Here is a 23,670-nt window from a genome sequence, read left to right as displayed (position 1 = left end):
AGCATGTTGAAAAAGACTCTGGCCGCTCTGGCAATCGGTTCGGCCGTACTGTCCGCGAACGTGATGGCTGCTGATTACACCGTCGACAAGGAAGGCCAGCACGCTTTCGTCGACTTCAAGATCAGCCACCTGGGCTACAGCTACATCACCGGTACCTTCAAGGACATCGACGGCAAGTTCAGCTTCGACGCCGCCAAGCCTGAAGACAGCAAAATCGAATTCAACGTGAAAACCGCCAGCGTGTTCACCAACCACGCCGAGCGCGACAAGCACATCTCCAGCAAAGACTTCCTGGACGTGGGCAAATACGCTGACGCCAAGTTCGTCTCCACCAGCGTCAAATCCACCGGCAAGAACGCCGATGGCAAAGACACTGCCGACGTGACCGGCGACCTGACCCTGCACGGCGTGACCAAGCCAATCGTGGTCAAGGCTGTGTTCCTGGGCGAAGGCAAGGATCCATGGGGCGGCTACCGTGCCGGCTTTGAAGGCACAACCAGCATCAAGCGCTCTGATTTCGGCAAGATGATGGATCTGGGTCCACAGTCCGACAAGGTCGACCTGTACATCTCGTTCGAAGGTGTGAAAGCGAAGTAATTTTCGCCGCTATACAAAAACGCCCCCGGTCGTAAGGCCGGGGGCGTTTTTTATTGTCCGTCACATGCACTGATATCACCGCAGATCCACTGTGGGAGCGGGCTTGCTCGCGAATGCGGCGGGCCAGTCGATACTTCCGTTACAGACATACCGCATTCGCGAGCAAGCCCGCTCCCACAGGTGATGTGGTGATTCAGGGATATTGGCTTGCTCATGAAAAATGCCCCGGCTCTTTCGAACCGGGGCATTTTTCATTGCCGCGATAACTCAGCGATTGCGGGTCAGCAGTGCTGGTTTTTCGCCGCGCGGGCGGGTCGGCAGTTGATCGAGCTGCTCAGGCGTCGGGAAGCGGTCGGCTTTCGATTCCTTGTGCATGATCTTCGGCCCGGTGCTGCGCGGGTTCTGCACGGCCGGTTCGGCGCGTTGCTGATCGTCGCGAGCCGGGCGGCGGTTGCGCGACGAGGACTCGTCGCGACGGCCCTGGCCGTCACGCGGAGCACCGTTGCGCGGGCCGTTGCGTTTGCCCGGCGGGGTGCCGGTGCTCGAACCGTTGCTGTTACGCGGGCCGTTCTGGCGACCTTGCGACTGACCGCCGCGTGGAGCGCCTGCACCTGCGCCCTGAGCTGGCGCGCCTGGACGGCGACCACGGCCACCGGCAGGAGCAGCTTTCGGCACGTAATCAACGCGGTTACCGAAGTTATCGATATCGTCGTCGAGGAACTCGTCCGGTGCACGATCAGCCGCCGCGCGTGGTGGCTGGCTCGGACGCTGTTCGCGGGCCGGGGTGCCTTCACGTGGTTTCTGCTGACGGGCAGGGCGCTCGCCGCGTTCGCCGGCGGGTTTTTCCTTGCCCTTGTCTTTGCCTTTGTCTTTACGACCGCCGCCACCGCCGCCGCCATTCGGACCGTCGCCGCGCGGGCCACGGGAGTTGCGCGGGTTGCGCATGTCCGGGCGCTCGCGCACTTCAGGCTTCTCGGCCTCGATGGTGCTGGCATCGAAGCCCATCAGGTCGCCATCGGCGATTTTCTGCTTGGTCATGCGTTCGATGCTTTTCAGCAGTTTTTCTTCGTCCGGGGCCACCAGCGAGATCGCCTCGCCCGAACGACCGGCGCGGCCAGTACGGCCGATACGGTGCACGTAGTCTTCATCGACGTTTGGCAGCTCGAAGTTGACCACGTGTGGCAACTGATCGATGTCCAGACCGCGCGCGGCGATGTCGGTCGCGACCAGGATGCGCACTTCACCGGCCTTGAAATCGGCCAGGGCTTTGGTGCGGGCGTTCTGGCTCTTGTTGCCGTGGATCGCCACAGCCGGCAGGCCGTGCTTGTCCAGGTACTCGGCCAGACGGTTGGCGCCGTGCTTGGTGCGGGTGAACACCAGTACCTGTTCCCAGGCGCCGGCGGTGATCAGGTGCGCCAGCAGGGCACGCTTGTGGCTGGCCGGCAGACGGAACACGCGTTGCTCGATGCGCTCGACCGTGGTGTTCGGCGGGGTGACTTCGATGCGTTCCGGGTTGTGCAGCAGTTTGCCGGCAAGATCGGTGATGTCTTTGGAGAACGTCGCCGAGAACAGCAGGTTCTGACGCTTGGCCGGCAGGCGTGCGAGGACTTTCTTCACGTCGTGAACGAAGCCCATGTCGAGCATGCGGTCGGCTTCGTCGAGGACGAGGATTTCGACGTGGGACAGATCGACACTGCCCTGGCCTGCGAGGTCGAGCAGACGACCCGGGCAGGCGACGAGCACGTCAACGCCACGGGACATGGCCTGGACTTGCGGGTTCATGCCGACGCCACCGAAGATGCAGGCGCTGACGAATTTCAGGTCACGGGCGTAGATCTTGAAGCTCTCGTGAACCTGGGCCGCGAGTTCGCGGGTCGGGGTCAGGACCAGTACGCGCGGTTGGCGCGGGCCATGACGCTGGGATTTGTCCGGGTGACCGTTGGGGAACAACCGCTCCAGGATCGGAAGGGCGAAACCGCCGGTTTTACCGGTACCTGTCTGTGCCGCAACCATCAGGTCGCGACCTTGCAACACGGCGGGAATGGCCCGCTGTTGCACCGGAGTAGGCTCGGTATAGCCCGCATCTTCGATGGCACGGACTAAAGCCTCGGAGAGACCGAGGGAAGCAAAGGACATGAGTAATCCTGTTTTAGTTAGGGCTTGGCCCAATGGGAGTCTTGCCTGGCGCGAATCGCGTTTAAGAGGACGCGATCCCGTCCGGTCCTGCTGCGGTTCCGAAGGCACGTCAGGAGCGCTCGCGCGGGCTGAAAGCTGCGCTGTAGCGGGTCGAGAGGCCTGTTACGGTTCCGGGCGTCCGGGCGTGAGCCTGGCGGGAACGCCGGAGTATAACAGAGCAATCACTGCGCGCTGCTTTCCTGCTGCTCAACGGTTTTGCGGCTGGCCGAGGCGTTGCCCAGCGGCACGGCGTCGACCGGGGCGGCGCCGTAGCGTGCGCTGAGCTCGGCGTAGGCCGGTTCGCGCTTGAAACGCTTGAGTTCGGCACCGAAACGCGCCACCAGCAGATCCATCCCGGCATTGCGTCGAACGGCCAGATATTGGCTCTGACGGCTGATGACCGTGGGATTTTCGGTGATTTGATCGCGAATATTCAGTTGATCGAGCAAATGCTGGCCCACGCGGCGATCGGTGATCAGCAAGTCGATACGTCCGCGCAACAGTTTGCCGAAGTTGGCCTCGTGGGTCGGTGCCGGCTCGCGGGTGAACAGTGTCGACTGGCTGAAGTCCGGACTGTACAGATAGCCCGGCGAAGTGCCGATGGTCAGGCCTTTGAGGTCTTCGAGCTGGCGGAACGGATGGGGACGGTCGTTGGCGTAGAACATCACGAACTCGACGTCCGACAGCGGTTCGATGGGGTAGAGCAGAGTGGCATCACGCTCGTCGCTGTGAAAAATATCCAGCGCGCCATCGGCCTGGCCGGTTTCGAGCATCGACAGACAACGTTTCCACGGCAGGAACTGCCACTCGACTTCGATTCCCAGACGCTTGAACACGATGGCGGTGGTTTCGTAGTCCAGCCCGAGGTTCTTGCCGCCCTCCTCGTAGACATAAGGCGCCCACGGCTCGGTGACAATACGCAGCTTCTCGCCCCGAGCGGCAAAGCTCAGGCAAGCAAAAACCAGCACGGTGAGTAACTGCGCGAAAAAAGGCATGGCTTGAGATTACGACGAGAAACGCGAAAGAGCCAGAAAGTGCCTGCACAAGCTCTAATTCGGGGATTCAAAAGCAAAAAATCGCAGCAACGACGCCCCTGTAGGAGCTGCCGAAGGCTGCGATCTTTTGATCTTTCTTTTAATGCTTAGCGCGGCAACTTCAGGTTATTCCAGATCGCCAGACTAGGTTCAGCCTGGTTCATGGAATAGAAGTGCAGCCCCGGTGCGCCGCCCTGCAACAGGCGTTCGCACATTTCGCTTACAACTTGCTCGCCGAAGCGCTGAATGCTCTGGCTGTCATCGCCGTAGGCTTCCAGTTGCTTGCGGATCCAGCGCGGGATTTCCGCACCGCAGGCATCGGAGAACCGCGCCAGCTTGCTGTAGTTGGTGATCGGCATGATCCCCGGCACGACTGGAATATCCACGCCCAGCGCCTGCAAACGGTCGACGAAGTAGAAGTAACTGTCGGCGTTGAAGAAGTACTGGGTGATCGCGCTGTCGGCGCCGGCGCGGGCCTTGCGCACGAAGTTGGCGAGATCGTCTTCGTAATTGCGCGCTTGCGGATGCATCTCCGGGTAAGCGGCAACTTCGATGTGGAAATGATCACCGGTTTCTTCACGAATGAATTCCACCAGTTCGTTGGCGTGACGCAGCTCGCCGCTGGTCATGCCCATGCCGGATGGCAGGTCGCCACGCAGGGCCACGATGCGCTTGATGCCGGCCGCCTTGTACTCGTTCAGCAGGCCGCGCAGGTCGTCCTTGCTGTCGCCGACGCACGACAGGTGCGGTGCGGCCGGTACTTTGACTTCGCTTTCCAGTTGCAGAACGGTGTTGAGGGTGCGATCACGGGTCGAACCACCAGCGCCGTAGGTGCAGGAAAAGAAGTCGGGGTTGTACGTTGCCAGCTGACGGGCAACGTTGAGCAGTTTTTCATGCCCAGCATCGGTCTTGGTCGGGAAGAACTCGAAGCTGTAGCGACGGTCTTGGGACATGGGAAATACCCTTGGAAACACGAAGCCTGTGAGGCTTGCGACGCCCATGTGGGAGCGGGCTTGCTCGCGAAAGCGGCGGGTCAGGCAACATCAATGCTGAATGACAGACCGCTTTCGCGAGCAAGCCCGCTCCCACAGGGAGAGCAGGCCGCCGCGTCAATCAGTAGCGGTAAGCGTGCGGCTTGAACGGGCCTTCGACGGTCACGCCGATGTAGTCAGCCTGTTGCTTGGTCAGTTGAGTGACCACGCCACCGAAGCCGCGAACCATTTCCAGGGCCACTTCTTCGTCGAGTTTCTTCGGCAGTACTTCAACGGTCAGACGCTCGGCTTTCTGGGCTGGCGACAGGTCGGCGTACTTCTGGCCGAACAGGAAGATCTGCGCCAGTACCTGGTTGGCGAACGAACCGTCCATGATGCGGCTCGGGTGACCAGTGGCGTTGCCCAGGTTCACCAGACGGCCTTCGGCCAGCAGGATCAGGTAGTCGTCGTTCTGCGCGTCGAAAGCGCCCGGGCCGGTACGGTGGATCTTGTGGACCTGTGGCTTCACTTCTTCCCATGCCCAGTTCTTGCGCATGAAAGCGGTGTCGATTTCGTTGTCGAAGTGGCCGATGTTGCAGACAACAGCGCGCTTCTTCAGGGCTTTGAGCATGTTCGCGTCGCAAACATTGACGTTACCAGTGGTGGTCACGATCAGGTCGATCTTGCCCAGCAGCGCTTTGTCGATGCTCGCTTCGGTGCCGTCGTTGATCCCGTCGATGAACGGCGAAACCAGTTCGAAACCGTCCATGCAGGCCTGCATGGCGCAGATCGGGTCAACTTCGGAGACCTTGACGATCATGCCTTCCTGACGCAGGGACTGGGCCGAACCCTTGCCCACGTCACCGTAACCGATGACCAGCGCTTGCTTGCCGGACAGCAGGTGGTCGGTGCCGCGCTTGATCGCATCGTTCAGGCTGTGACGGCAGCCGTACTTGTTGTCGTTCTTGGACTTGGTCACCGAGTCGTTGACGTTGATCGCCGGGATCTTCAGCTCGCCCTTGGCCAGCATGTCCAGCAGTCGGTGAACGCCAGTGGTGGTTTCTTCGGTCACGCCGTGAACGCGATCCAGTACTTGTGGGTACTTGTCGTGCAGCAGCTGAGTCAGGTCGCCGCCGTCGTCGAGGATCATGTTGGCGTCCCATGGCTGGCCATCTTTCAGGATGGTCTGCTCCAGGCACCACTCGTACTCTTCTTCAGTCTCGCCTTTCCAGGCGAAAACCGGGATGCCGGCGGCAGCGATGGACGCAGCGGCCTGATCCTGAGTCGAGAAAATGTTGCAGGAAGACCAGCGTACTTCGGCACCCAGGGCAACCAGGGTTTCGATCAGCACGGCAGTCTGAATGGTCATGTGGATGCAGCCGAGGATTTTCGCGCCCTTGAGCGGCTGCTCGGAGGCGTACTTGCGGCGCAGACCCATCAGGGCCGGCATTTCCGACTCGGCGATGATGGTTTCGCGACGGCCCCAGGCAGCCAGGGACATGTCGGCAACTTTGTAATCGTTAAAATCTGCAGGCGTGATAACAGCGCTCATGAAGAGCCTCCATTCGTAATGTATGCGAATGGGCGCCGTTGTGCGTTTAGTGTCCGGCCGTGGCCAGTCAACGCCCCATCCGAGCCTGACAGGTTGATCCTGCTGCAGCGCCCCTCGGACAGGTGGCGGGAAAACGGTAGCAAGTGAAGGTTACCGTTTTGAAACGGGGGCGATTATAGCCGTCTAGACTGATCTTCCAAAGGGTTTCTGTCGGCCAGATGAAGATCGCTAATAGCGACCATAGTAGAAGGCTCATGGAGCCTGACCGCCCGGTCTGCCAAGATGGCGCCATCTTTCGGCAAACGCTCAGGAGTGAACATGAATTTCCACACCCGCAAATGGGTAAAACCCGAAGACCTGAACCCCAACGGCACCCTGTTCGGCGGCAGCCTGCTGCGCTGGATCGACGAAGAAGCGGCGATTTACGCGATCGTCCAGTTGGGCAATCAGCGCGTGGTGACCAAGTACATTTCCGAGATCAATTTCGTCAGCGCCTCGCGCCAGGGCGACATCATCGAACTGGGCATCACCGCCACCGAGTTCGGTCGTACCTCGATCACCCTGACCTGTGAAGTGCGCAACAAGATCACCCGCAAGAGCATCCTCACGGTCGAGAAGATGGTCTTCGTCAACCTCGGCGAAGACGGCCTGCCGGCGCCGCACGGTCGCACCGAGATCAAGTACGTCAAAGACCAGTTCAAGGAAGATGAACTGGTCAGCAACTAACATCGGCGGCGCGCCCTTCGCGAGCAAGCCCGCTCCCACATGGATTGCGTTGTACCTGTGGGAGCGGGCTTGCTCGCGAAGGCGGTTGTTCAGCCAGCGAAGAATCATCTGGCCACTGAACAGCCATGAACCGCCGGGGTCGTAGGTAAACACCACCCCCCACGGTTCCCGCGCCATGAGCAACCCTACAGACGGCAAGACCCCCAACCTCTCGACCGATGAACAACACGAAGTCGAGAAAAACCAGCCGCCCCGCGCGGCGGTTCTGCATGAAATCATCCGCACTCAAGGTGATCAGGAACTGGAGCGCAGCATTGCCGCGCTGTGGTGGTCGGCGCTCGCCGCCGGGCTGACCATGGGCCTGTCGCTGATGGGCATGGGCCTGCTCAATTCGCGTCTGCCCGAGGGCGAGGAATTCAAGGTGATCGCCAGTTTCGGCTACTGCGCCGGTTTCCTCGCGGTGATCCTCGCTCGCCAGCAACTGTTCACCGAAAACACCCTGACCGCCGTCCTCCCGGTGATGAGCAAACCGACCCTGGCCAATTTCGGCCGGCTGATCCGCCTGTGGGGCGTGGTCCTGTTCGGCAATTTGTGCGGGACGATTCTGGTGGCGTACGTGATGCTCGAGCTGCCGATCTTCGACGCCAAGACCGATCACGCCTTCCTTGAAATCGGCCGCAAGGTCATGGAAAACCACGCCAGTCAGATGTTTGCCAAGGGCATCGTTTCCGGCTGGATGATCGCCACCATGGTCTGGATGATCCCGTCCATGGAGAGCGCGAAGATGTGGATCATCATCCTCATCACCTACCTGATGGCGCTGGGCGACTTCACCCACATCGTGGTCGGTTCGGCGGAAGTGTCGTATCTGGTATTTGCCGGCGAGCTGCCGTGGAGTGATTTCTGGATGGTGTTTGCCGGGCCGACGCTGGCGGGGAACATCATCGGCGGCAGTTTCATCTTCGCCCTGATCAGCCATGCGCAGATCCGCAGCGAGAGCGGGGCGCCCAAGACGGATAAACCGAACTCCGGCAAACCCCGCGAAGATGAATCCGACAGCAAGCCCCGATAGTTTCAGGCCTTGAACGGCGGGCTGACCGGTTCTGTCGTCGGTTCGCTTTCAGGTGCCTTGAGCTGTCCCTCCCAGCGCGCGATGACCAGCGGTGCCAGTGCATTGCCCAACACATTGAGCGCGGTGACCGGCATGTCCATCAAGCGGTAGACGCCGGCGATGATTGCCACGCCTTCCACTGGCAAACCGGCGGTGGTCAGGGTCGCTGTGAGGATGATGAACATGAAACCCGGCACTCCCGCCGCGCCCTTTGACGTCAACACCATGATCAGCACCAGCATGGCCTGATCCGCCAGACCCAGATCAATCCCGTACGCCTGGGCGATAAACAGCGTGCCCAGTCCCGCGAACAGCGAGGCGCCATCAAGGTTGAACGAGTACCCCAGTGGAATGACCATGCTGGTGATCGGGCGCGGAGCGCCATACTTCTCCATTTTCTCGATCAGTTGTGGCATCACCGTGGCCGACGCAGCACTGCTGTAAGCCAGTATCAATTCACTGCGTATTTCCCGAATCAGGTGGAAAAAGCGAATGCCGGCCATCCGCGCCACCAGCCCCAGCACGCCCAACGCGAAGAGCAACACCGCAACGTAAGTGATGCCGATCAGCTTCGCCAGCGGCAGTAATGCACTGAGGCCGAAGCTGGCCACGGTGACCCCGATCAGGCCGAAGATGCCGATGGGTGAATAGTGCATGACCAGATGCGTGACCTTGAACATGGTGTCCGATACCGCCTGAATCACGGCGATCAATGGCGCCTTCTGCGGCTCGGGCAGCATCGACAGGGCACAGCCGAACAGGATGGCGAAAAACAGCACGGAGAGCAGCTTGCCCTGAGACATGGCCAGGACGATGTTGTCCGGCACGATGTTCACCAGAGTCCGGCCCAGGTTCTGTGTTTCTCCCGTATTCGCCAGACCAATGGCCGGTGATTGCAGGGTGCTGCTGAAGTCCGCGCCGGCGCCGGGCTGAAAAACATTGCCGACGATCAGTCCGAAGACGATGGCAATGCTGGTGATGGTAAAGAAATAAACCAGCGTCTTTATCCCGACCCGGCCCAATGCCCTGGTGCTGCCTGCCCCGGCGATGCCGACGACCATGCACGCAAAGACCAACGGTACAACGATCATTTTCATCAGCCTGATGAACAGGTCACCGGCCGGTTGCAGCAGATTGTCGATGAACCAGATCTTGTGTTCGGGAAACTGGTTGAGAAGGATGCCGACGATTATTCCGGCTGCCAGCCCGAGCATGATGCGGGTGACCAGACTGGTGGGTTTCCTGGTAGTCATGATGTGCCCCTTTTGTTGTTGTGTTTGTTGGGGTGAAGCTCAGTGTGCGAAGAGACCGTCGAAGTCCTTGAAACCCTTGACCTCGATCGGATTGCCGCTGGGATCGAGAAAGAACATCGTGCGCTGCTCGCCGGGTTCGCCGGCGAAGCGGATCACCGGAGGGATTTCAAACGTTGTGCCGAGGCGGCTCAAACGATCGGCCAGCTCCAGCCACTCCTCCAACGGCAGGACGACGCCAATGTGCGGCATCAATACTTTGTGATCGCCAACCTGGCCGGTACGGGTCGTGGTGAAGGGCGTGCCCACATGAAGCGAGAGCTGATTGCCGAAAAAGTCGAAGTCGACCCATGTCTCGGTACTGCGGCCTTCGGTGCAGCCCAACACATCTCGATAAAAAGTCCGCGCCTGTTCCAGGTCGCAAACATGATATGCAGCGTGAAAAGGTCTGTTCATGCGATGTCCCCAAGTGAAGGAGCGCTCAGGGTAAACAGACCGTGCGGCGGGGCATAACGACTTCGCCTTGTTCTGAGCGAAAGGAAAACTTATGGATGTACGGTTTCTGAAAAGTCTGGTGGCGGTGGTCGAGACCGGTTCGATTGCGGCAGCGGCACGGCGCGAGAGTCGCACTGCGGCGGCTATCAGTCAGCGCGTGCAGGCGCTCGAAAGATTGCTGGGTTGCACGTTACTGCTGCGTACCGCGCACGCTGCCCGGCCCTCGGACCAGTGCCTGCTGATTCTGCCGAAAATCAGGGCGATCATCGAATTGGCCCAGGATCTACAGAGCGATCTGCATCCCGATGGGGTGGCCGGTGAACTGACAATCGGTGCAATTTCCACAGCGCTGACCGGCGTGTTACCCACCTTGATCGAACGATTGGCGCTTACAGCACCTGATTTGAAGCTGAAGATCACCCCGGGTGACTCGAAAAGTCTTTACGAGAAGGTGCTTGCAGGGGAGTTGGACGCAGCGATTCTGGTCAGGCCTCCATTCCAGCCGCCCAAGGCATTGGCACTGGTCGTACTCAAGGTAGAGCCGCTGATTCTGGTGGCTCCAGCCGCGTACGCCGGGCAGTCGCTGGAAACGCTGTTGCGCGTTCATCCGTTCATTCGTTATGACGCACGCTCGTGGGGTGGGCAGATTGCTCAGCGCTACCTCGATGAACAGGCCATCGAGCCCAACGTGCTGTGCGAACTGGATGCGCTGGAAACGATCGTCATGCTGGTCGCGCAGGGGATGGGGGTATCGCTGGTGCCGCAGTGGGCCGGGATGATGCTGGAAGGGATGTACGTGTTACCGGTCGAGGACGGGCAGCGTCATGCGCGCGAGTTGGTGGTGATGCATGGCTCGACGCCGCACCGCCCATTGGCGATGCGACATCTGCTTGATTTGCTGTGCGGTCCGTCGTGAGGAGGTTCACGACGGCGCTGCGGTGATACATCAGTGTGCGGGTTCAGCCACGGTCGTCGGCTCGTCACGGGTGGCGTGCTTGACCAGTTTGCCGATGGTCAGGCCCTGCAACAGGATTGACGACAGCACCACGATGTAGGTGATGCTCAGCAGCAAATCGCGCTCCGGGCCCAGCGGCAGGGCCAGCGCCAGTGCCACCGAGACCCCGCCGCGCAAACCACCCCAGGTCAGAATGCGGATGGTGCCGCGCGGCACTGTGCGCCAGCGCCGCAGCAGGACAATGGCCGGGGCCACGGTGAGCAGGCGCGACAGCAGAATCGCCAAGGCCAGCAAGCCGGCCGCCGCCACGTGCGCCCAGTTGAACGGCAGCAACAGCAGCTCCATGCCGATCAGTGCGAACAGCAGCGCATTGAGCATGTCATCGAGCAGCTCCCAGAAGCCGTCGAGGTACTTGCGGGTCATGTCGTTCATCGCCAGGTTGCGCCCCAGGTTGCCGATGATCAGACCGGCGACCACCATCGCAATCGGTGCCGAGACGTGCAGCTCGGTGGCCATCGCCGAACCGCCGATCACCAGCGCCAGGGTCAGCATCACCGTGATCTGATGCTGCTGGACGCTCTTGATCATCCGGTACACCCCATAACCGATCAGCCCGCCGAACAGCACACCGCCAATGGCTTCGTGCACGAACAGCATGGCCGTGGCGCTGAGGGTCGGCGTCTCACCCAGTTGGGCGATGCCCAACAGCACGGTGAACACCACCACCGCAGTGCCGTCATTGAACAGCGACTCGCCGACGATGGTGGTTTTCAGCGGTTTCGAAGCATTGGCGGTACGCAGTACGCCGAGCACTGCGATCGGGTCTGTAGGCGAAATCAGCGCGCCGAACAGCAGGCAGTAGAGGAAGCTCACGTGCCAGCCGAACAGGGCAAAAATGTAATAGGCGAGGCTGCCGATCACGGCGGTGGCAATCAGCACGCCGAACGTCGCCAGCAGGCCGATCGGCCAGCGATAGCTGCGCAGGTCGTTCAGGTTGACGTGCAGGGCGCCGGCGAACAGCAGGAACGACAGCATCCAGTTCATCAGCAGATCGCCGAAGTCGATCTGGCCGATCAGTTGCTGCACGCGCTCTTCGAGGCCGGGATAGCCGAGCACGCTCAGGCCTTGCAGCAACAGGGAGAACATCAGCGCGGTGACCATCACGCCGATGGTCGGCGGCAGGCCGATGAAGCGGTAATTGACGAAGGTGAGAAGGGTGGTGAGGCAGATAAAAGCGGCGACAAGTTCTAGCATCCGGGCTCCATTGGATGGGGGTGGAAAGACAGCGCCCCGATTCTTCGGTGCAAAGGTTGGATGGGCTGTTTCGGGGTGGGGACACAATCATGCCCCCCTCGGTTGGTCAGCCGCAGACATTGGTGTAGGGTCAACAAAAAAATCAAGGAGTGGAACGTGGCGGCGACAGTTCTGGTGTTAATGGCGGCGCTGTTGCATGCGACGTGGAATACCCTGATCAAGTTCAGTGCCGAACGGTTGCTGGTGGTGGCGTGCATGGACACGGTGGCGCTGCTGTTCGTGGCGCTGGCATTTCCATTCATCAGCCTGCCGCCGGTGGAAATCTGGCCGTGGATTCTGGCTTCGGCGGCGTTCGAGCTGTTGTATCGCTATCTGCTGATTCAAGCTTATCGGGTCGGCGACCTCGGGTTGGTCTACCCGCTGATGCGTGGCTTGTCGCCGTTGGTGGTGCTGGCGCTGACCCTGATCTTCGCCGGCGAAGTGCTCACCACGCAGCAGATCCTCGGGATCATGCTGATTCCGCTGGGCATGGCCTGCCTGCTCTGGCAGGGCGGTGGTGGCAAACATCTCCCTTGGTCGATGCTACCGGTGGTGGCGCTGATCGGCTTGTGCATCGGTTGCTACACCTACATCGATGGTCAGGCCTTGAGGCGCTGGTCGCATCCACTGGATTACCTGGTCTGGGTCACGCTGTTCAGCGCCTGGCCGTTTCCGTTGCTGGCGTGGGTGGCGAAACGCCCGGCGTTTCTGGTGTTCTGGCGCGAGCAATGGAAGCTGGGCCTGGCGGTCGGGTTCTGCGTGTTGTTCAGCTACGCTCTGGTGCTGTGGGCGATGCAGTTGGGCTCGATTGCCGAGGCGGCGGCCTTGCGTGAGATCAGCGTGATCCTGGTGGTGCTGTTCGGCATGCGCTACCTGAAAGAACCTTTCGGCAGGCCGCGGCTCTTAGCCTGTGGGCTGGTATTGATCGGCATGCTGGTGATGAAGTTCTGACCGCCCGCCATTTCCAACACTCGAAAAAAGGACGGCTTTATGACGGTGGCTCTGTGGTGTGTGTTGATCGCGATTTTCCTGCCGTATGTGTGCACGATTGTGGCCAAGGTCTCGGGCGGTTTCAGGCTCAGTGACAATCATGATCCTCGGGATTTTCTCGATAGCGTGGGCGGCGTCGCCCGACGGGCGCATGCGGCGCAGTTGAACAGCTTCGAGGTGATGCCGGCGTTTGCGGCAGCGGTGATCGTTGCCCATCTGGTGGGCACGGCGCAGCTGGTGACAGTGAATGTGCTGGCGGTGCTGTTTATCACCAGTCGCCTGCTGTACATCATCTGCTACCTGGCGGATTGGGCGATCTTGCGGTCGCTGGTGTGGTTTGTCGGGATGGGGCTGATTGCTGCGTTCTTCTTTGTGTCGGTCTGATTCTCGGGTGTTGCAGCTGGCCTCTTCGCGAGCAAGCCCGCTCCCACAGGTATCAATGGCGAGCACAAATCCTGTGTACACCAAAGAACCCTGTGGGAGCAGGCTTGCCCGCGAAGGCGGTAGCTCTGGCGCCGAGGCGCTTAAGGCTTGTCCTTAACCGTATCGGCCACCTGCGGCACTCGCGGCAACGCCACACCTTTAGGCCAGAGCATCCAGATCTGTCCCTGCTGTTTCATGTCGCCGGCCAGTTGCCCGGCAGCATCGCCGGTGCCCCAGAACAGATCCGCACGCACCTCGCCGGCAATCGCGCCACCGGTGTCCTGCGCCGCGACCGGGCGAACCAAAGCGCTGCCGTCCGGGCGGGTGGTCGACAGCCACAGCAGGCTTCCCAACGGAATCACCTTGCGATCCACCGCTGCGCTGTAACCTGCCGTTAACGGCACGTTCAGCGAGCCGCGTGGGCCTTCGTTGCTGTCCGGGTTGCGGGTGAAGAACACGTAGCTCGGGTTGCTGCCCAGCAGTTCCGGGATGCGCGACGGGTTGGCCTTGGCCCAGTTGCTGATCGCGCTCATGGTCACGTCTTCTTTCTTCAGCTCGCCTTGCTCGACCAGCCAGCGACCGATCGGCCGGTACGGATGGCCGTTCTGGTCGGCGTAGGCGATGCGCAGTTGTTTGCCATCCGGCGTCTGAATCCGCCCCGAGCCCTGGATCTGCAAAAACTGCAGGTTCATTGGATCGGTCAGGTACGCCACTACCGGCGCTTTGACGCCTTTGGACTCGATGGTCGCCGCGTCGTCATACGGCTTGACCACTCGGCCTTCGAGACGGCCACGCAGGCGCTTGCCCTTCAGTTCCGGGTAAATGCTGTCCAGCGAGACGATGATCATGTCTTCCGGCACGCCGTACACCGGCACGTTCGCCACCTCGGTGGGCGTCAGGCTGCCGGGGTAGACCGGTTCGTAGTAACCGGTGATCAGACCGTTGGGGTTGTCATGCTCGGCGCGCAGTCCGAACACGTCGAGGTTCTGCTTGAGGAACGCGCGAATCTCGTTGGCGCTTTGCGGCACGTTGGCGGCTGCCGCGCAGGTGCCGCCCCAGACCGGATCAGCCTTGAGTCGGGTGCAGGCGCTGCGCCATGAACTGAAACCGGCCACCAGATCGCTGTCGGACACCGCCGGCAAGGCTTCCCAAGTGGCGCTGGAATAAGTGGCCAAGGCATGGGTTTTCGGTTTGGCAGTGTCGCCACCCGTACAGCCGGCAAGGATTGCCAGCAGTGGCAGGGTTGCGATCAGTGGGTGACGCCAGGCCTTGAAACGGCTGTTCATGGAGTGATTCCTGTGCCGGTTGCCCAAGTGCTCCATGCGCTCCGGCAACCCGTATTTTTAATAGGGCTATTGGTGTTTGTCGGCGACGCGAGGATACTGGCCGCCGAATTCCGTGACCTGAAGCCACCATGACTCTTAAAAGAATTTCTGTTGTATTGCTGGCCTGTCTGACCTTGTCCGCCTGTGGCGGCGTCGATCCGAATTCTCCGCTGGGGCAACGCAAGGCGATCTTCAAACAAATGCTCAAGACCGGCGAAGACCTGGGCGGCATGTTGCGTGGACGTATTCCGTTCGACGGGCCGAAATTCGCCGAAGGCGCGGTGAAGCTCGATGCGTTGTCGCATGAACCGTGGAAGCATTTCCCGCAGGTTCGTGAAGAAGATCACACCAGCGCCAAGGATGATGTCTGGCTGCGTCAGGCCCGCTTTCAGGAATTGGCCCGTAACCTTGAGGCGGCCACCGGTGAACTGGTGATCGCCAGCAAGGTTCAGCCGTACAAGGCCAGTAACCTCGGGCCTGCGGTGCAGAAAGTTGAAGATGCCTGCAGCGCTTGCCATAAAGAGTTTCGCGATCATTGATTTCTGTTGTTTGAGCTGACGCCTTCGCGAGCAAGCCCGCTCCCACACTGGATCTGTGTCGTTCACAAATCAAATGTGGGAGCGGGCTTGCTCGCGAAGAGGGCATCAAATTCCCCGCATTAACGGTTACTTGTCGATCTGATCCAGCGCATCCTGCAGTTCCTTGCGCGACTCGGCGAGCTTGTCCTTGCGCTTGTTAATCTTCTCCGGATCGCCTTTCTTCATCGCCTTGTCGAGATCCGCCTGACGCTTGCTCACTTCGTGCTTGGCTTCCAGCACCTTGTTTTCGCGTTCTTTCTTCAGGCCGGCATCGGTGCAGTTCTTCGTCACTTCATCCAGAGCGGTTTGCAGACCGGCCTGCTGATCGGTGTTGCCCCGGGATTTCGCCTGCTCGAGCTGATTGATGATGCCCTGCTTCTTCGCGGCGCAACCGGTCAGGCCCGGTGCATCTTCGTCAGCCATCACAGGCGCGGCCAGAACACCACAGAGAGTCAGCAAGGCAAGCGGTGCAAGAAATTTCATAAAAGCTCCATGTGCAAAGGCAGTCGGGTCGGGGGCACTGCGCTGTTTGAGCGTCTGACGGCCCTTGGGTTCCCGGCTGCCGGGGGATTGCGTGATCAGAAACCGTCGATTCCGGCGGCGCGTAATGTGTCACTCAAGGCCAGCACCTGCGGGTCGCGGAAGAATGCGCTCAATTGCGCCGCGCGGCCCGGGCCGATTCCGGCTTCTGCCTGCCATTGTTCGGTGTCGCGTTGTGCCAGCGCCTGCCACGAGTCGGCCAGTTGTGCCTGCCCCGTCGGCGGTAAACCCAATGCTTTGAGCCACTGGGTGAACGGCCGTTGGCGGGCGCTGTGAAAACTGTTGATCAGACGTGTGCTGCTGCGTTCGCCGAAGCCGGCAATGTTAGCAAGCTCTGGCTCGTCGAGGGTCAACCAATCCAGCAGGTTGTTCAGGCGGCCTGTTTCCAGAAGTTTCTCCCAGGTGCCGCGCCCGACATTCTGCAGCGCCAGCCCCTGCTTGCCACTGAGCCAGGTCAGGCGCGCGAGAAACTGGCTTTCGCAACCGGGTGTCGGTTGCCAGCAGCTCAGGGCGTGGAAGTCGCGCGTGTCGGGAATGTCGAGGGCGGCCCGTTCGGAGGTACGCAACACCACACTGTCGAGTCGTGGAATCGTCAACCCGGCCAGGCTGATTGCCACTTGATCGCCGGGGCGGATATCCAGCGTCTGCCAGCGCTTGAGTGACCCGGCACTGACGCGTCTGATCTCGCGGTCATCGAGCATCACCGGCGACAACTCCAATACTGGCGTGATGCGTCCGCTGCGGCCGACTTTGAAATTCACTTTGCGCACTTCGGCCAGCGCTCGGGCAAACGGGTATTTCCAGGCGATAGCCCAGTAGGGCGCGCTCGCCTGCCAGCGCTCAGCCGGTGGACGCTGGCTCTGGCGCAGGACGATGCCGTCAGTAGCGAACGGCAGGGGCGATCGATACCAGTGCTCGCGCCATTTTTGCGCGTCGGTAAAGTTGGCGATGACCTGACTGAATGGCGCTGTCGTGGCGAAGCCCAGCGTCGCTAGCGTCGATATTCTTTCAGGCAGATTCGCCGGGCCCTGCGGCCAGTCCCAGACGAACAGACCGATCCCGGACGCCTGTTCTGCGCTCAAGGTTTTACGGCTCATCAGCCCGGCAACGGTGGCGCGGGCGTTGACGCTGCCGGCGCTGGCTTGCACATGCTGATTCAGGCGCCAATAGAGCTCGCCCTGCACCAGCAGGTCCAGCGGTTGGGTCAGTTGTTGCGGAATGGCAGCGATCTTTTGCGCCGACGCTGTCCAGTCCTGACCGCTGATCCCGTCGCCGCGACTGATCGCCTGCTGCAACAGGCCGCGACGGTAAATCAGCGTGACCGCTACACCATCGACCTTGGGTTGTACCCAGACATCCTGCCGATCCTTTAACCATGCTTGAACGGCGGCGGCTTGGTGAAGCTTGTCCAGACCGGTGTGGGCGATTGGATGCGCGACGGAGCCAGACGCGCTGCGCAACGGTTCGGGCGCTGCGGGCTGCTGGAAGCACTGGCGCCATTCGATGAGCCGCACGCGCGATTGATCGTAGAGTTCGTCGGCAATCAGCGAGCGGCCTTCGCGGTGGTAGGCGTCGTCCCATTGGTCGATCTGCTGTTGCAGAGCCGAGATTTCAACTTGCGCTTTGCCGAATGGCCAGTCTGGGCAGGCTGCATGGGCGATCAGAGGGGTGAAACTCAGCAAAAGAACTGAAAACAGGCGCAGCGTGGCAAGCATTTTGAGCGTCCTTGCTCAGGGGGAATGCTTTAAGGCTAGGCGAGGATTCAGAGAGGCACCGGGTGGGTGTTTTGCATCGTGTTTCCGTGCCCATACAGGGGGCGCATGGGCCGGCCTCTTCGCGGGCAAGCCCGCTCCCACAGGGTTCTTTATAGATATTGGAAGGGGATTCCAGGCATGAAAAAGCCCCGCACGGCGCGAACCGTGCGGGGCTTTTTTTGCAGCCGGGGAGGGCTTACAGACCAGCGGCAGAACGCAGAGCGTCGGCGCGGTCGGTTTTTTCCCAGGTGAAGGTGGAGAAGGTGTCTTCGCCAACAGTCTTGGTCTGCGGAGCACGACCGAAGTGGCCGTAGGCTGCAGTTTCCTGGTACATCGGGTGCAGCAGGTCGAGCATGGTGGTGATCGCGTATGGACGCAGGTCGAATACTTCACGCACCAGTTTGATGATCTTGTCATCGCTGATCTTGCCGGTACCGAAGGTGTTCAGCGAAATCGAAGTCGGCTGAGCGACACCGATGGCGTAGGACACCTGGATCTCGCAACGCTCGGCCAGGCCGGCAGCGACGATGTTCTTGGCAACATAACGGCCTGCGTAGGCCGCCGAACGGTCAACCTTCGATGGATCTTTACCGGAGAACGCGCCACCGCCGTGACGGGCCATGCCGCCGTAGCTGTCGACGATGATCTTGCGACCGGTCAGACCGCAGTCACCTACCGGGCCGCCAATGATGAACTGGCCGGTCGGGTTGATGTGGAACTGGGTGTCTTTGCTCAGCAGTTCGGCAGGCAGCACGTGCTTGACGATCAGCTCCATCACGCCTTCGCGCAGGTCTTTGTACGACACTTCAGGGTTGTGCTGGGTCGACAGAACAACGGCGTCGATACCGACAACCTTGCCGCCTTCGTAACGGCACGTCACTTGCGACTTGGCGTCCGGACGCAGCCACGGCAGCAGACCCGATTTGCGGGCTTCGGCCTGGCGCTGCACCAGCTGGTGCGAGAAGGTGATCGGCGCTGGCATCAGCACGTCGGTTTCGTTGCTGGCGTAGCCGAACATCAGGCCTTGGTCGCCAGCGCCCTGATCTTCAGGCTTGGCACGGTCAACGCCCTGGTTGATGTCAGGGGACTGCTTGCCGATGATGTTCATCACGCCGCAGGTCGCGCCGTCGAAGCCGACTTCGGAACTGGTGTAGCCGATGTCGCAGATCACGTCACGAACGATCTGCTCCAGGTCAACCCAGGCGCTGGTGGTCACTTCACCGGCCACGATGGCAACGCCAGTCTTGACCAGGGTTTCCACGGCAACGCGTGCGTGTTTGTCCTGGGCGATAATGGCGTCCAGCACCGCATCGGAAATCTGGTCGGCGATTTTGTCCGGATGTCCTTCAGACACGGACTCGGAGGTGAAGAGGGAGTATTCGCTCATCTCGATGTTTTCCTGAATTTACCGATGGTGAGTGTCGCCAGCCGGTCGCTGAAAGTGGCGAACCTGGATCTGGAAACCATTACGTAAGCCTACATAGAGGCTGTCCCCGGGAACGAGTCCCGCAGCGGTGGCCCAACGGGCCAAATCGTCCTGTTCAAACCCCAACCACAGATCACCGCAGGCCTCCCTGGCCCAACTCTGGTTGTGGCTACATAACTCTGTCACGAGCAGGCTACCGCCCGGTTGCAGCAGGCCGGCCATGTGCTTGAGCGCTTCGGCCGGCGCGGCGAAATGGTGCAACACCATGTTCAGTACCACGCAATCGGCCTGAAGGCTGGTGCCATTCAATGCATCGGCCAATTGCAGGCTGACGTTAGCCAGCCGTTCACGTTCACATACCTGACGCGCCAGTTCGAGCATCGCCGGGCTGTTGTCCAGCGCGGTTACGGTGCCGAAGCGGCGGGCCAGTTCCGGCAGGAAAGCACCATCGCCGGGGCCGACTTCAATGGCCGTGGCAGCACCATTGAAGTTCAGTTTGTCGAGCAGGGCCAGCACACTGTCACGGTACTGCGGCAGGCCTGCGATCAAGTCTTGCTGGGCGCGGAATTTCTCCGCGACCCGGGCGAAAAAGTCCTGGCTGGCGGCTTCGCGTTGTCCGTGGACCTGGGCGATGCGTGCCTGCACGTCGTCCGGCAGCGCCAGATTGTCGACTTCTTCTAACAATGCGGCGTGCAACTTGCCGCCCAGCAATTCGGTGTGGGGCAGGGCGCGGCGATAGAAAATCGCGTTACCTTCGCGGCGTGTCGCCACCAGATCGGCCTGGGCCAGCACCTTGAGGTGGTGGCTCATGCCGGACTGACCGATACCGAAAATCTGCGCCAGCTCCAGTACGCCGAACGAGTCGTTGGCCAGCGCGCGCAATACATTCAGACGCAGCGGATCGCCACCGGCCTTGCACAGGGCCGCCAGCTCGTCGCAATCGTCATGGCGAATGGAAGGCACGCGTAAGTTCATGGGGCAGCAGTCTAGAGACGGTGGGAAATCGCTGCAAGGTCAATATCAAAAAGTTTTGATATTGCTCGATAGATGGCACTTCTCACTGGCTGGTTAACTCTACAAACGAACAGCGGAAAGGTTTCACCAGACGAAACCGCCGTCCAGCACGGGAAAAACGCCCTCGGATGACTATCTGTCATTGCCCCGAGGCGCTCCGGTGAGGGAAAATGCCCTCCTTTTTTCCGTTTCAATCTATTCACACCCAGGAGATCAGCGATGCCTAGCCGTCGTGAGCGTGCCAACGCCATTCGTGCCCTCAGCATGGATGCCGTGCAAAAAGCCAACAGCGGCCATCCCGGTGCCCCTATGGGTATGGCAGATATCGCCGAAGTACTTTGGCGCGACTACCTCAAGCACAACCCGAGCAACCCGTCGTTCGCCGACCGTGACCGCTTAGTGCTGTCCAACGGCCACGGCTCGATGTTGATCTACTCGCTGCTGCACCTGACCGGTTACGACCTGTCGATCGACGACCTCAAGCAGTTCCGTCAACTGCACAGCCGCACCCCGGGTCACCCGGAATTCGGTTACACCCCGGGCGTCGAGACCACCACCGGCCCGCTGGGTCAGGGTCTGGCCAACGCCGTCGGTTTCGCCTTGGCGGAAAAAGTCCTGGGTGCGCAGTTCAACCGTCCTGGCCACAACATCGTTGATCACCACACCTACGTGTTCCTCGGTGATGGCTGCATGATGGAAGGCATTTCCCACGAAGTCGCTTCCCTGGCCGGTACGCTGGGCTTGGGCAAGCTGATCGCCTTCTACGATGACAACGGCATCTCCATCGACGGTGAAGTCGAAGGCTGGTTCACCGATGACACCCCGAAGCGTTTCGAATCCTACAATTGGCAGGTGATCCGCAACGTCGACGGTCACGATCCGGAAGAGATCAAGACCGCCATCGAAACCGCGCGCAAGAGCCCGCTGCCGACCCTGATCTGCTGCAAGACCACCATCGGTTTCGGTTCGCCGAACAAGCAGGGTAAGGAAGATTGCCACGGCGCCCCACTGGGTGACGCGGAAATCGCCCTGACCCGTCAGGCGCTGAACTGGAACTACGGCCCGTTCGAAATCCCGGCCGACATCTATGCCGAGTGGGATGCCAAGGAAAAAGGTCGCGCCGCCGAAGCCGAGTGGGATCAGCGTTTCGCTGCCTACTCCGCGGCGTTCCCGACCGAAGCCAACGAGCTGATCCGTCGTCTGAGCGGCGAACTGCCGGCGGACTTCGCGGAAAAAGCCTCGGCCTACATCGCTGAAGTGGCGGCCAAAGGCGAAACCATCGCCAGCCGTAAAGCCAGCCAGAACACCCTGAACGCGTTCGGCCCGCTGCTGCCGGAACTGCTCGGCGGTTCAGCTGACCTGGCCGGTTCCAACCTGACCCTGTGGAAAGGTTGCAAAGGCGTCAGCGCTGAAGACGCCAGCGGCAACTACATGTACTACGGCGTGCGCGAATTCGGCATGACCGCGATCATGAACGGCGTGTCCCTGCACGGCGGCCTGGTGCCTTACGGCGCGACCTTCCTGATGTTCATGGAATATGCGCGCAACGCAGTACGCATGTCGGCGCTGATGAAGAAGCGTGTGATCCACGTCTACACCCACGACTCCATCGGTCTGGGCGAAGACGGCCCGACGCACCAGCCGATCGAGCAACTGACCAGCCTGCGGACCACGCCGAACCTCGACACCTGGCGTCCAGCCGATGCCGTTGAATCGGCGGTGGCCTGGAAAAATGCGCTGGAGCGTAAGGACGGCCCTTCGGCGCTGATCTTCTCGCGTCAGAACCTGCAGCACCAGGAACGCGATGCCGGTCAGATCGCCGACATCAGCCGCGGTGGTTACGTGTTGAAGGACTGCGCAGGCGAGCCTGAGCTGATCCTGATTTCCACCGGTTCGGAAGTCGGTCTGGCCGTTCAGGCCTACGACAAACTGACCGAGCAAGGCCGCAAGGTGCGCGTGGTTTCCATGCCTTGCACCAGCGTGTTCGACGCTCAGGACGCCGGCTACAAGCAATCGGTTCTGCCGTTGCAGGTCAGCGCACGTATCGCGATCGAAGCGGCCCACGCCGACTTCTGGTTCAAGTACGTGGGTCTGGAAGGTCGCGTGATCGGCATGACCACCTACGGCGAATCGGCTCCGGCTTCGGCACTGTTCGAAGAGTTCGGCTTCACCCTGGAAAACATCCTGGGTCAGGCTGAAGAGCTGCTGGAAGACTGATCCAGAAGTTGCGTCGTCTGGACTGACGCCTTCGCGAGCAAGCCCGCTCCCACAGGGGGATTTGTTGTGTGACACACACAGTGTTCACAACCCTGATCCAATGTGGGAGCGGGCTTGCTCGCGAAATCGGTGGTTCAGACACCACTGCAATAACGGAATCAAACGGTAATCGAGAACCCCATGCCTCAACCGCGTCCCTACAAAGTTGCACTCAACGGCTACGGCCGGATTGGTCGTTGCGTCTTGCGTGCGTTGTTTGAGCGTGGCGAGAAGGCCGGGTTTGAAATTGTCGCGATCAACGATCTGGCGGACATGGCCAGCATCGAATACCTGACACGTTTCGACTCCACCCACGGCCGCTTTCCCGGCGAAGTGCGAGTAGAAGGCGATTGTCTGCATATTAATGGCGACTGCGTGAAGGTCCTGCGCAGTGCCACCCCCGAAGGCATTGACTGGGCGGCGCTGGGCGTCGACCTGGTGCTGGAGTGCTCCGGCGCTTACCACACCCGTGAAGACGGCCAGCGTTTCCTCAATGCCGGCGCGCCACGCGTGCTGTTCTCGCAACCGATGGCCAGCGAGGCGGATGTCGACGCCACCATCGTCTTCGGCGTCAATCAGGATTGCCTGACCGGCGATGAACTGCTGGTGTCCAACGCCTCCTGTACCACCAACTGCGGCGTGCCGCTGTTGCGTCTGCTGGACAAGGCGATCGGCCTGGATTACGTGTCGATCACCACGATTCACTCGGCGATGAACGACCAACCGGTGATCGACGCCTATCACCACGAAGACCTGCGCCGCACCCGTTCGGCGTTCCAGTCGGTGATCCCGGTGTCCACTGGTCTGGCGCGTGGCATCGAGCGCCTGCTGCCGGAACTTGCCGGGCGAATTCAGGCCAAAGCCGTACGCGTGCCGACGGTCAACGTGTCCTGCCTCGACATCACGATGCAGACCGCCACCGCGACCGATGCCAACGAGGTCAACCGGATCCTGCGCGAAGCCGCCACCAACGGCCCGCTCAAGGGGCTGCTGGCCTACACCGAGTTGCCGCACGCCAGTTGTGATTTCAACCATGACCCACATTCGGCCATCGTCGATGCCAGTCAGACCCGTGTTTCCGGCCCCAAACTGGTGAACATCCTGGCCTGGTTCGACAACGAATGGGGTTTTGCCAACCGAATGCTGGACGTTGCAGACCACTATCTGCAAACAGCGATTTCAAAAAAACCTGCTCTCTAAGAACA

Annotated in this window: 21 protein-coding genes and 1 riboswitch; of the genes, 9 read left to right on the top strand and 12 right to left on the bottom strand. The window is 60.7% G+C overall.

The features are described from left to right. Positions 1 to 3 precede the first annotated feature (3 nt). On the top strand, positions 4 to 597 hold the full coding sequence (locus tag E4T63_RS26250; protein ID WP_096795740.1) for a YceI family protein: 594 nt from the start codon (positions 4 to 6) through the stop codon (positions 595 to 597). Positions 598 to 864: 267 nt separating this feature from the next. Here the strand turns inward: E4T63_RS26250 and E4T63_RS26245 are convergent, their stop codons facing one another. The 4 genes from E4T63_RS26245 to ahcY form a co-directional block, all read right to left on the bottom strand. After that, entirely contained in the window at positions 865 to 2,733 is a 1,869-nt protein-coding gene (locus E4T63_RS26245; protein ID WP_135296746.1) for a DEAD/DEAH box helicase, read from the bottom strand. A gap of 221 nt (positions 2,734 to 2,954) precedes the next feature. Continuing rightward, positions 2,955 to 3,767: a substrate-binding periplasmic protein gene (locus tag E4T63_RS26240; protein WP_115988717.1), complete on the bottom strand. Its 813-nt coding sequence runs from the start codon at positions 3,765 to 3,767 to the stop codon at positions 2,955 to 2,957. 146 nt (positions 3,768 to 3,913) lie between these two features. After that, entirely contained in the window at positions 3,914 to 4,759 is an 846-nt protein-coding gene (gene metF / locus E4T63_RS26235) for a methylenetetrahydrofolate reductase [NAD(P)H] (protein ID WP_003229047.1), read from the bottom strand. Between the two features lie 160 nt (positions 4,760 to 4,919). After that, the gene (gene ahcY / locus E4T63_RS26225; protein WP_007959684.1) at positions 4,920 to 6,329 is read right to left on the bottom strand and encodes an adenosylhomocysteinase; all 1,410 of its coding nucleotides are present in this window, start codon (positions 6,327 to 6,329) and stop codon (positions 4,920 to 4,922) included. A 23-nt stretch (positions 6,330 to 6,352) separates the two neighbouring features. Next, positions 6,353 to 6,451: riboswitch (S-adenosyl-L-homocysteine riboswitch) on the bottom strand. Between the two features lie 196 nt (positions 6,452 to 6,647). Between ahcY and E4T63_RS26220 the strand changes: the two genes are divergently transcribed. Beyond that, entirely contained in the window at positions 6,648 to 7,055 is a 408-nt protein-coding gene (locus E4T63_RS26220; protein WP_095137509.1) for an acyl-CoA thioesterase, read from the top strand. 175 nt (positions 7,056 to 7,230) lie between these two features. Next, positions 7,231 to 8,127, top strand: coding sequence for a formate/nitrite transporter family protein (locus E4T63_RS26215; protein ID WP_134784854.1), 897 nt, complete (start codon positions 7,231 to 7,233; stop codon positions 8,125 to 8,127). A gap of 2 nt (positions 8,128 to 8,129) precedes the next feature. Here the strand turns inward: E4T63_RS26215 and E4T63_RS26210 are convergent, their stop codons facing one another. Both E4T63_RS26210 and E4T63_RS26205 read right to left on the bottom strand, forming a co-directional pair. Further along, positions 8,130 to 9,419 (bottom strand): cation:dicarboxylate symporter family transporter, encoded by a 1,290-nt coding sequence (locus tag E4T63_RS26210; protein ID WP_245223408.1) that lies wholly within the window; start codon positions 9,417 to 9,419, stop codon positions 8,130 to 8,132. Positions 9,420 to 9,458: 39 nt separating this feature from the next. After that, positions 9,459 to 9,872 carry a VOC family protein gene (locus tag E4T63_RS26205; protein ID WP_027610613.1) on the bottom strand — a complete coding sequence of 138 codons (414 nt, stop codon included), beginning with the start codon at positions 9,870 to 9,872 and terminating at the stop codon, positions 9,459 to 9,461. Positions 9,873 to 9,963: 91 nt separating this feature from the next. Here E4T63_RS26205 and E4T63_RS26200 point away from each other — a divergent pair, with 91 nt between their 5' ends. Beyond that, on the top strand, positions 9,964 to 10,827 hold the full coding sequence (locus tag E4T63_RS26200; protein ID WP_135296744.1) for a LysR family transcriptional regulator: 864 nt from the start codon (positions 9,964 to 9,966) through the stop codon (positions 10,825 to 10,827). A 30-nt stretch (positions 10,828 to 10,857) separates the two neighbouring features. Here the strand turns inward: E4T63_RS26200 and E4T63_RS26195 are convergent, their stop codons facing one another. Continuing rightward, complete coding sequence (locus E4T63_RS26195; RefSeq protein WP_135296743.1) at positions 10,858 to 12,120, bottom strand: cation:proton antiporter; 1,263 nt, start codon at positions 12,118 to 12,120, stop codon at positions 10,858 to 10,860. A gap of 156 nt (positions 12,121 to 12,276) precedes the next feature. Between E4T63_RS26195 and E4T63_RS26190 the strand changes: the two genes are divergently transcribed. Together E4T63_RS26190 and E4T63_RS26185 are read left to right on the top strand one after the other, a co-directional pair. Then, positions 12,277 to 13,110 (top strand): EamA family transporter, encoded by an 834-nt coding sequence (locus tag E4T63_RS26190; RefSeq protein WP_134784851.1) that lies wholly within the window; start codon positions 12,277 to 12,279, stop codon positions 13,108 to 13,110. A gap of 39 nt (positions 13,111 to 13,149) precedes the next feature. Beyond that, the gene (locus E4T63_RS26185; protein WP_027610617.1) at positions 13,150 to 13,533 is read left to right on the top strand and encodes an MAPEG family protein; all 384 of its coding nucleotides are present in this window, start codon (positions 13,150 to 13,152) and stop codon (positions 13,531 to 13,533) included. A 140-nt stretch (positions 13,534 to 13,673) separates the two neighbouring features. Here E4T63_RS26185 and mltA read toward each other — a convergent pair whose 3' ends face one another. Next, positions 13,674 to 14,858 (bottom strand): murein transglycosylase A, encoded by a 1,185-nt coding sequence (mltA, locus tag E4T63_RS26180; RefSeq protein ID WP_134784850.1) that lies wholly within the window; start codon positions 14,856 to 14,858, stop codon positions 13,674 to 13,676. Positions 14,859 to 14,986: 128 nt separating this feature from the next. Here mltA and E4T63_RS26175 point away from each other — a divergent pair, with 128 nt between their 5' ends. Beyond that, positions 14,987 to 15,436, top strand: a complete 450-nt coding sequence (locus E4T63_RS26175) for a c-type cytochrome (protein WP_027610619.1) — start codon at positions 14,987 to 14,989, stop codon at positions 15,434 to 15,436. A 126-nt stretch (positions 15,437 to 15,562) separates the two neighbouring features. Here the strand turns inward: E4T63_RS26175 and E4T63_RS26170 are convergent, their stop codons facing one another. The 4 genes from E4T63_RS26170 to E4T63_RS26155 form a co-directional block, all read right to left on the bottom strand. Further along, entirely contained in the window at positions 15,563 to 15,958 is a 396-nt protein-coding gene (locus E4T63_RS26170) for a DUF1090 domain-containing protein (protein ID WP_007961884.1), read from the bottom strand. Between the two features lie 95 nt (positions 15,959 to 16,053). Further along, positions 16,054 to 17,730, bottom strand: coding sequence for an NAD-dependent DNA ligase LigB (gene ligB, locus E4T63_RS26165; RefSeq protein ID WP_135296742.1), 1,677 nt, complete (start codon positions 17,728 to 17,730; stop codon positions 16,054 to 16,056). A gap of 235 nt (positions 17,731 to 17,965) precedes the next feature. Beyond that, positions 17,966 to 19,156 carry a methionine adenosyltransferase gene (metK, locus tag E4T63_RS26160; protein ID WP_027610621.1) on the bottom strand — a complete coding sequence of 397 codons (1,191 nt, stop codon included), beginning with the start codon at positions 19,154 to 19,156 and terminating at the stop codon, positions 17,966 to 17,968. An 18-nt stretch (positions 19,157 to 19,174) separates the two neighbouring features. Next, a complete protein-coding gene (locus E4T63_RS26155; protein ID WP_047596542.1) occupies positions 19,175 to 20,170 on the bottom strand; it encodes an ArsR/SmtB family transcription factor in 996 nt (331 codons plus the stop codon). A 258-nt stretch (positions 20,171 to 20,428) separates the two neighbouring features. Between E4T63_RS26155 and tkt the strand changes: the two genes are divergently transcribed. Beyond that, entirely contained in the window at positions 20,429 to 22,426 is a 1,998-nt protein-coding gene (gene tkt, locus E4T63_RS26150; RefSeq protein WP_135296741.1) for a transketolase, read from the top strand. A gap of 180 nt (positions 22,427 to 22,606) precedes the next feature. Further along, positions 22,607 to 23,665 carry an erythrose-4-phosphate dehydrogenase gene (epd, locus tag E4T63_RS26145; RefSeq protein ID WP_135296740.1) on the top strand — a complete coding sequence of 353 codons (1,059 nt, stop codon included), beginning with the start codon at positions 22,607 to 22,609 and terminating at the stop codon, positions 23,663 to 23,665. Positions 23,666 to 23,670 lie beyond the last annotated feature (5 nt).

The sequence above is a fragment of the Pseudomonas fluorescens genome (genome assembly GCF_004683905.1).
Taxonomy (GTDB): domain Bacteria; phylum Pseudomonadota; class Gammaproteobacteria; order Pseudomonadales; family Pseudomonadaceae; genus Aquipseudomonas; species Aquipseudomonas putida_A.
This window is presented reverse-complemented; position numbering and strand designations above follow the sequence as displayed.

Coding starts and splice junctions, on each gene's coding strand:
- E4T63_RS26250 (WP_096795740.1), top strand. CDS start 4: ATGTTGAAAAAGACTCTGGCCGCTCTGGCAATCGGTTCGGCCGTACTG.
- E4T63_RS26245 (WP_135296746.1), bottom strand. CDS start 2,733: ATGTCCTTTGCTTCCCTCGGTCTCTCCGAGGCTTTAGTCCGTGCCATC.
- E4T63_RS26240 (WP_115988717.1), bottom strand. CDS start 3,767: ATGCCTTTTTTCGCGCAGTTACTCACCGTGCTGGTTTTTGCTTGCCTG.
- metF (WP_003229047.1), bottom strand. CDS start 4,759: ATGTCCCAAGACCGTCGCTACAGCTTCGAGTTCTTCCCGACCAAGACC.
- ahcY (WP_007959684.1), bottom strand. CDS start 6,329: ATGAGCGCTGTTATCACGCCTGCAGATTTTAACGATTACAAAGTTGCC.
- E4T63_RS26220 (WP_095137509.1), top strand. CDS start 6,648: ATGAATTTCCACACCCGCAAATGGGTAAAACCCGAAGACCTGAACCCC.
- E4T63_RS26215 (WP_134784854.1), top strand. CDS start 7,231: ATGAGCAACCCTACAGACGGCAAGACCCCCAACCTCTCGACCGATGAA.
- E4T63_RS26210 (WP_245223408.1), bottom strand. CDS start 9,419: ATGACTACCAGGAAACCCACCAGTCTGGTCACCCGCATCATGCTCGGG.
- E4T63_RS26205 (WP_027610613.1), bottom strand. CDS start 9,872: ATGAACAGACCTTTTCACGCTGCATATCATGTTTGCGACCTGGAACAG.
- E4T63_RS26200 (WP_135296744.1), top strand. CDS start 9,964: ATGGATGTACGGTTTCTGAAAAGTCTGGTGGCGGTGGTCGAGACCGGT.
- E4T63_RS26195 (WP_135296743.1), bottom strand. CDS start 12,120: ATGCTAGAACTTGTCGCCGCTTTTATCTGCCTCACCACCCTTCTCACC.
- E4T63_RS26185 (WP_027610617.1), top strand. CDS start 13,150: ATGACGGTGGCTCTGTGGTGTGTGTTGATCGCGATTTTCCTGCCGTAT.
- mltA (WP_134784850.1), bottom strand. CDS start 14,858: ATGAACAGCCGTTTCAAGGCCTGGCGTCACCCACTGATCGCAACCCTG.
- E4T63_RS26175 (WP_027610619.1), top strand. CDS start 14,987: ATGACTCTTAAAAGAATTTCTGTTGTATTGCTGGCCTGTCTGACCTTG.
- E4T63_RS26170 (WP_007961884.1), bottom strand. CDS start 15,958: ATGAAATTTCTTGCACCGCTTGCCTTGCTGACTCTCTGTGGTGTTCTG.
- ligB (WP_135296742.1), bottom strand. CDS start 17,730: ATGCTTGCCACGCTGCGCCTGTTTTCAGTTCTTTTGCTGAGTTTCACC.
- metK (WP_027610621.1), bottom strand. CDS start 19,156: ATGAGCGAATACTCCCTCTTCACCTCCGAGTCCGTGTCTGAAGGACAT.
- E4T63_RS26155 (WP_047596542.1), bottom strand. CDS start 20,170: ATGAACTTACGCGTGCCTTCCATTCGCCATGACGATTGCGACGAGCTG.
- tkt (WP_135296741.1), top strand. CDS start 20,429: ATGCCTAGCCGTCGTGAGCGTGCCAACGCCATTCGTGCCCTCAGCATG.
- epd (WP_135296740.1), top strand. CDS start 22,607: ATGCCTCAACCGCGTCCCTACAAAGTTGCACTCAACGGCTACGGCCGG.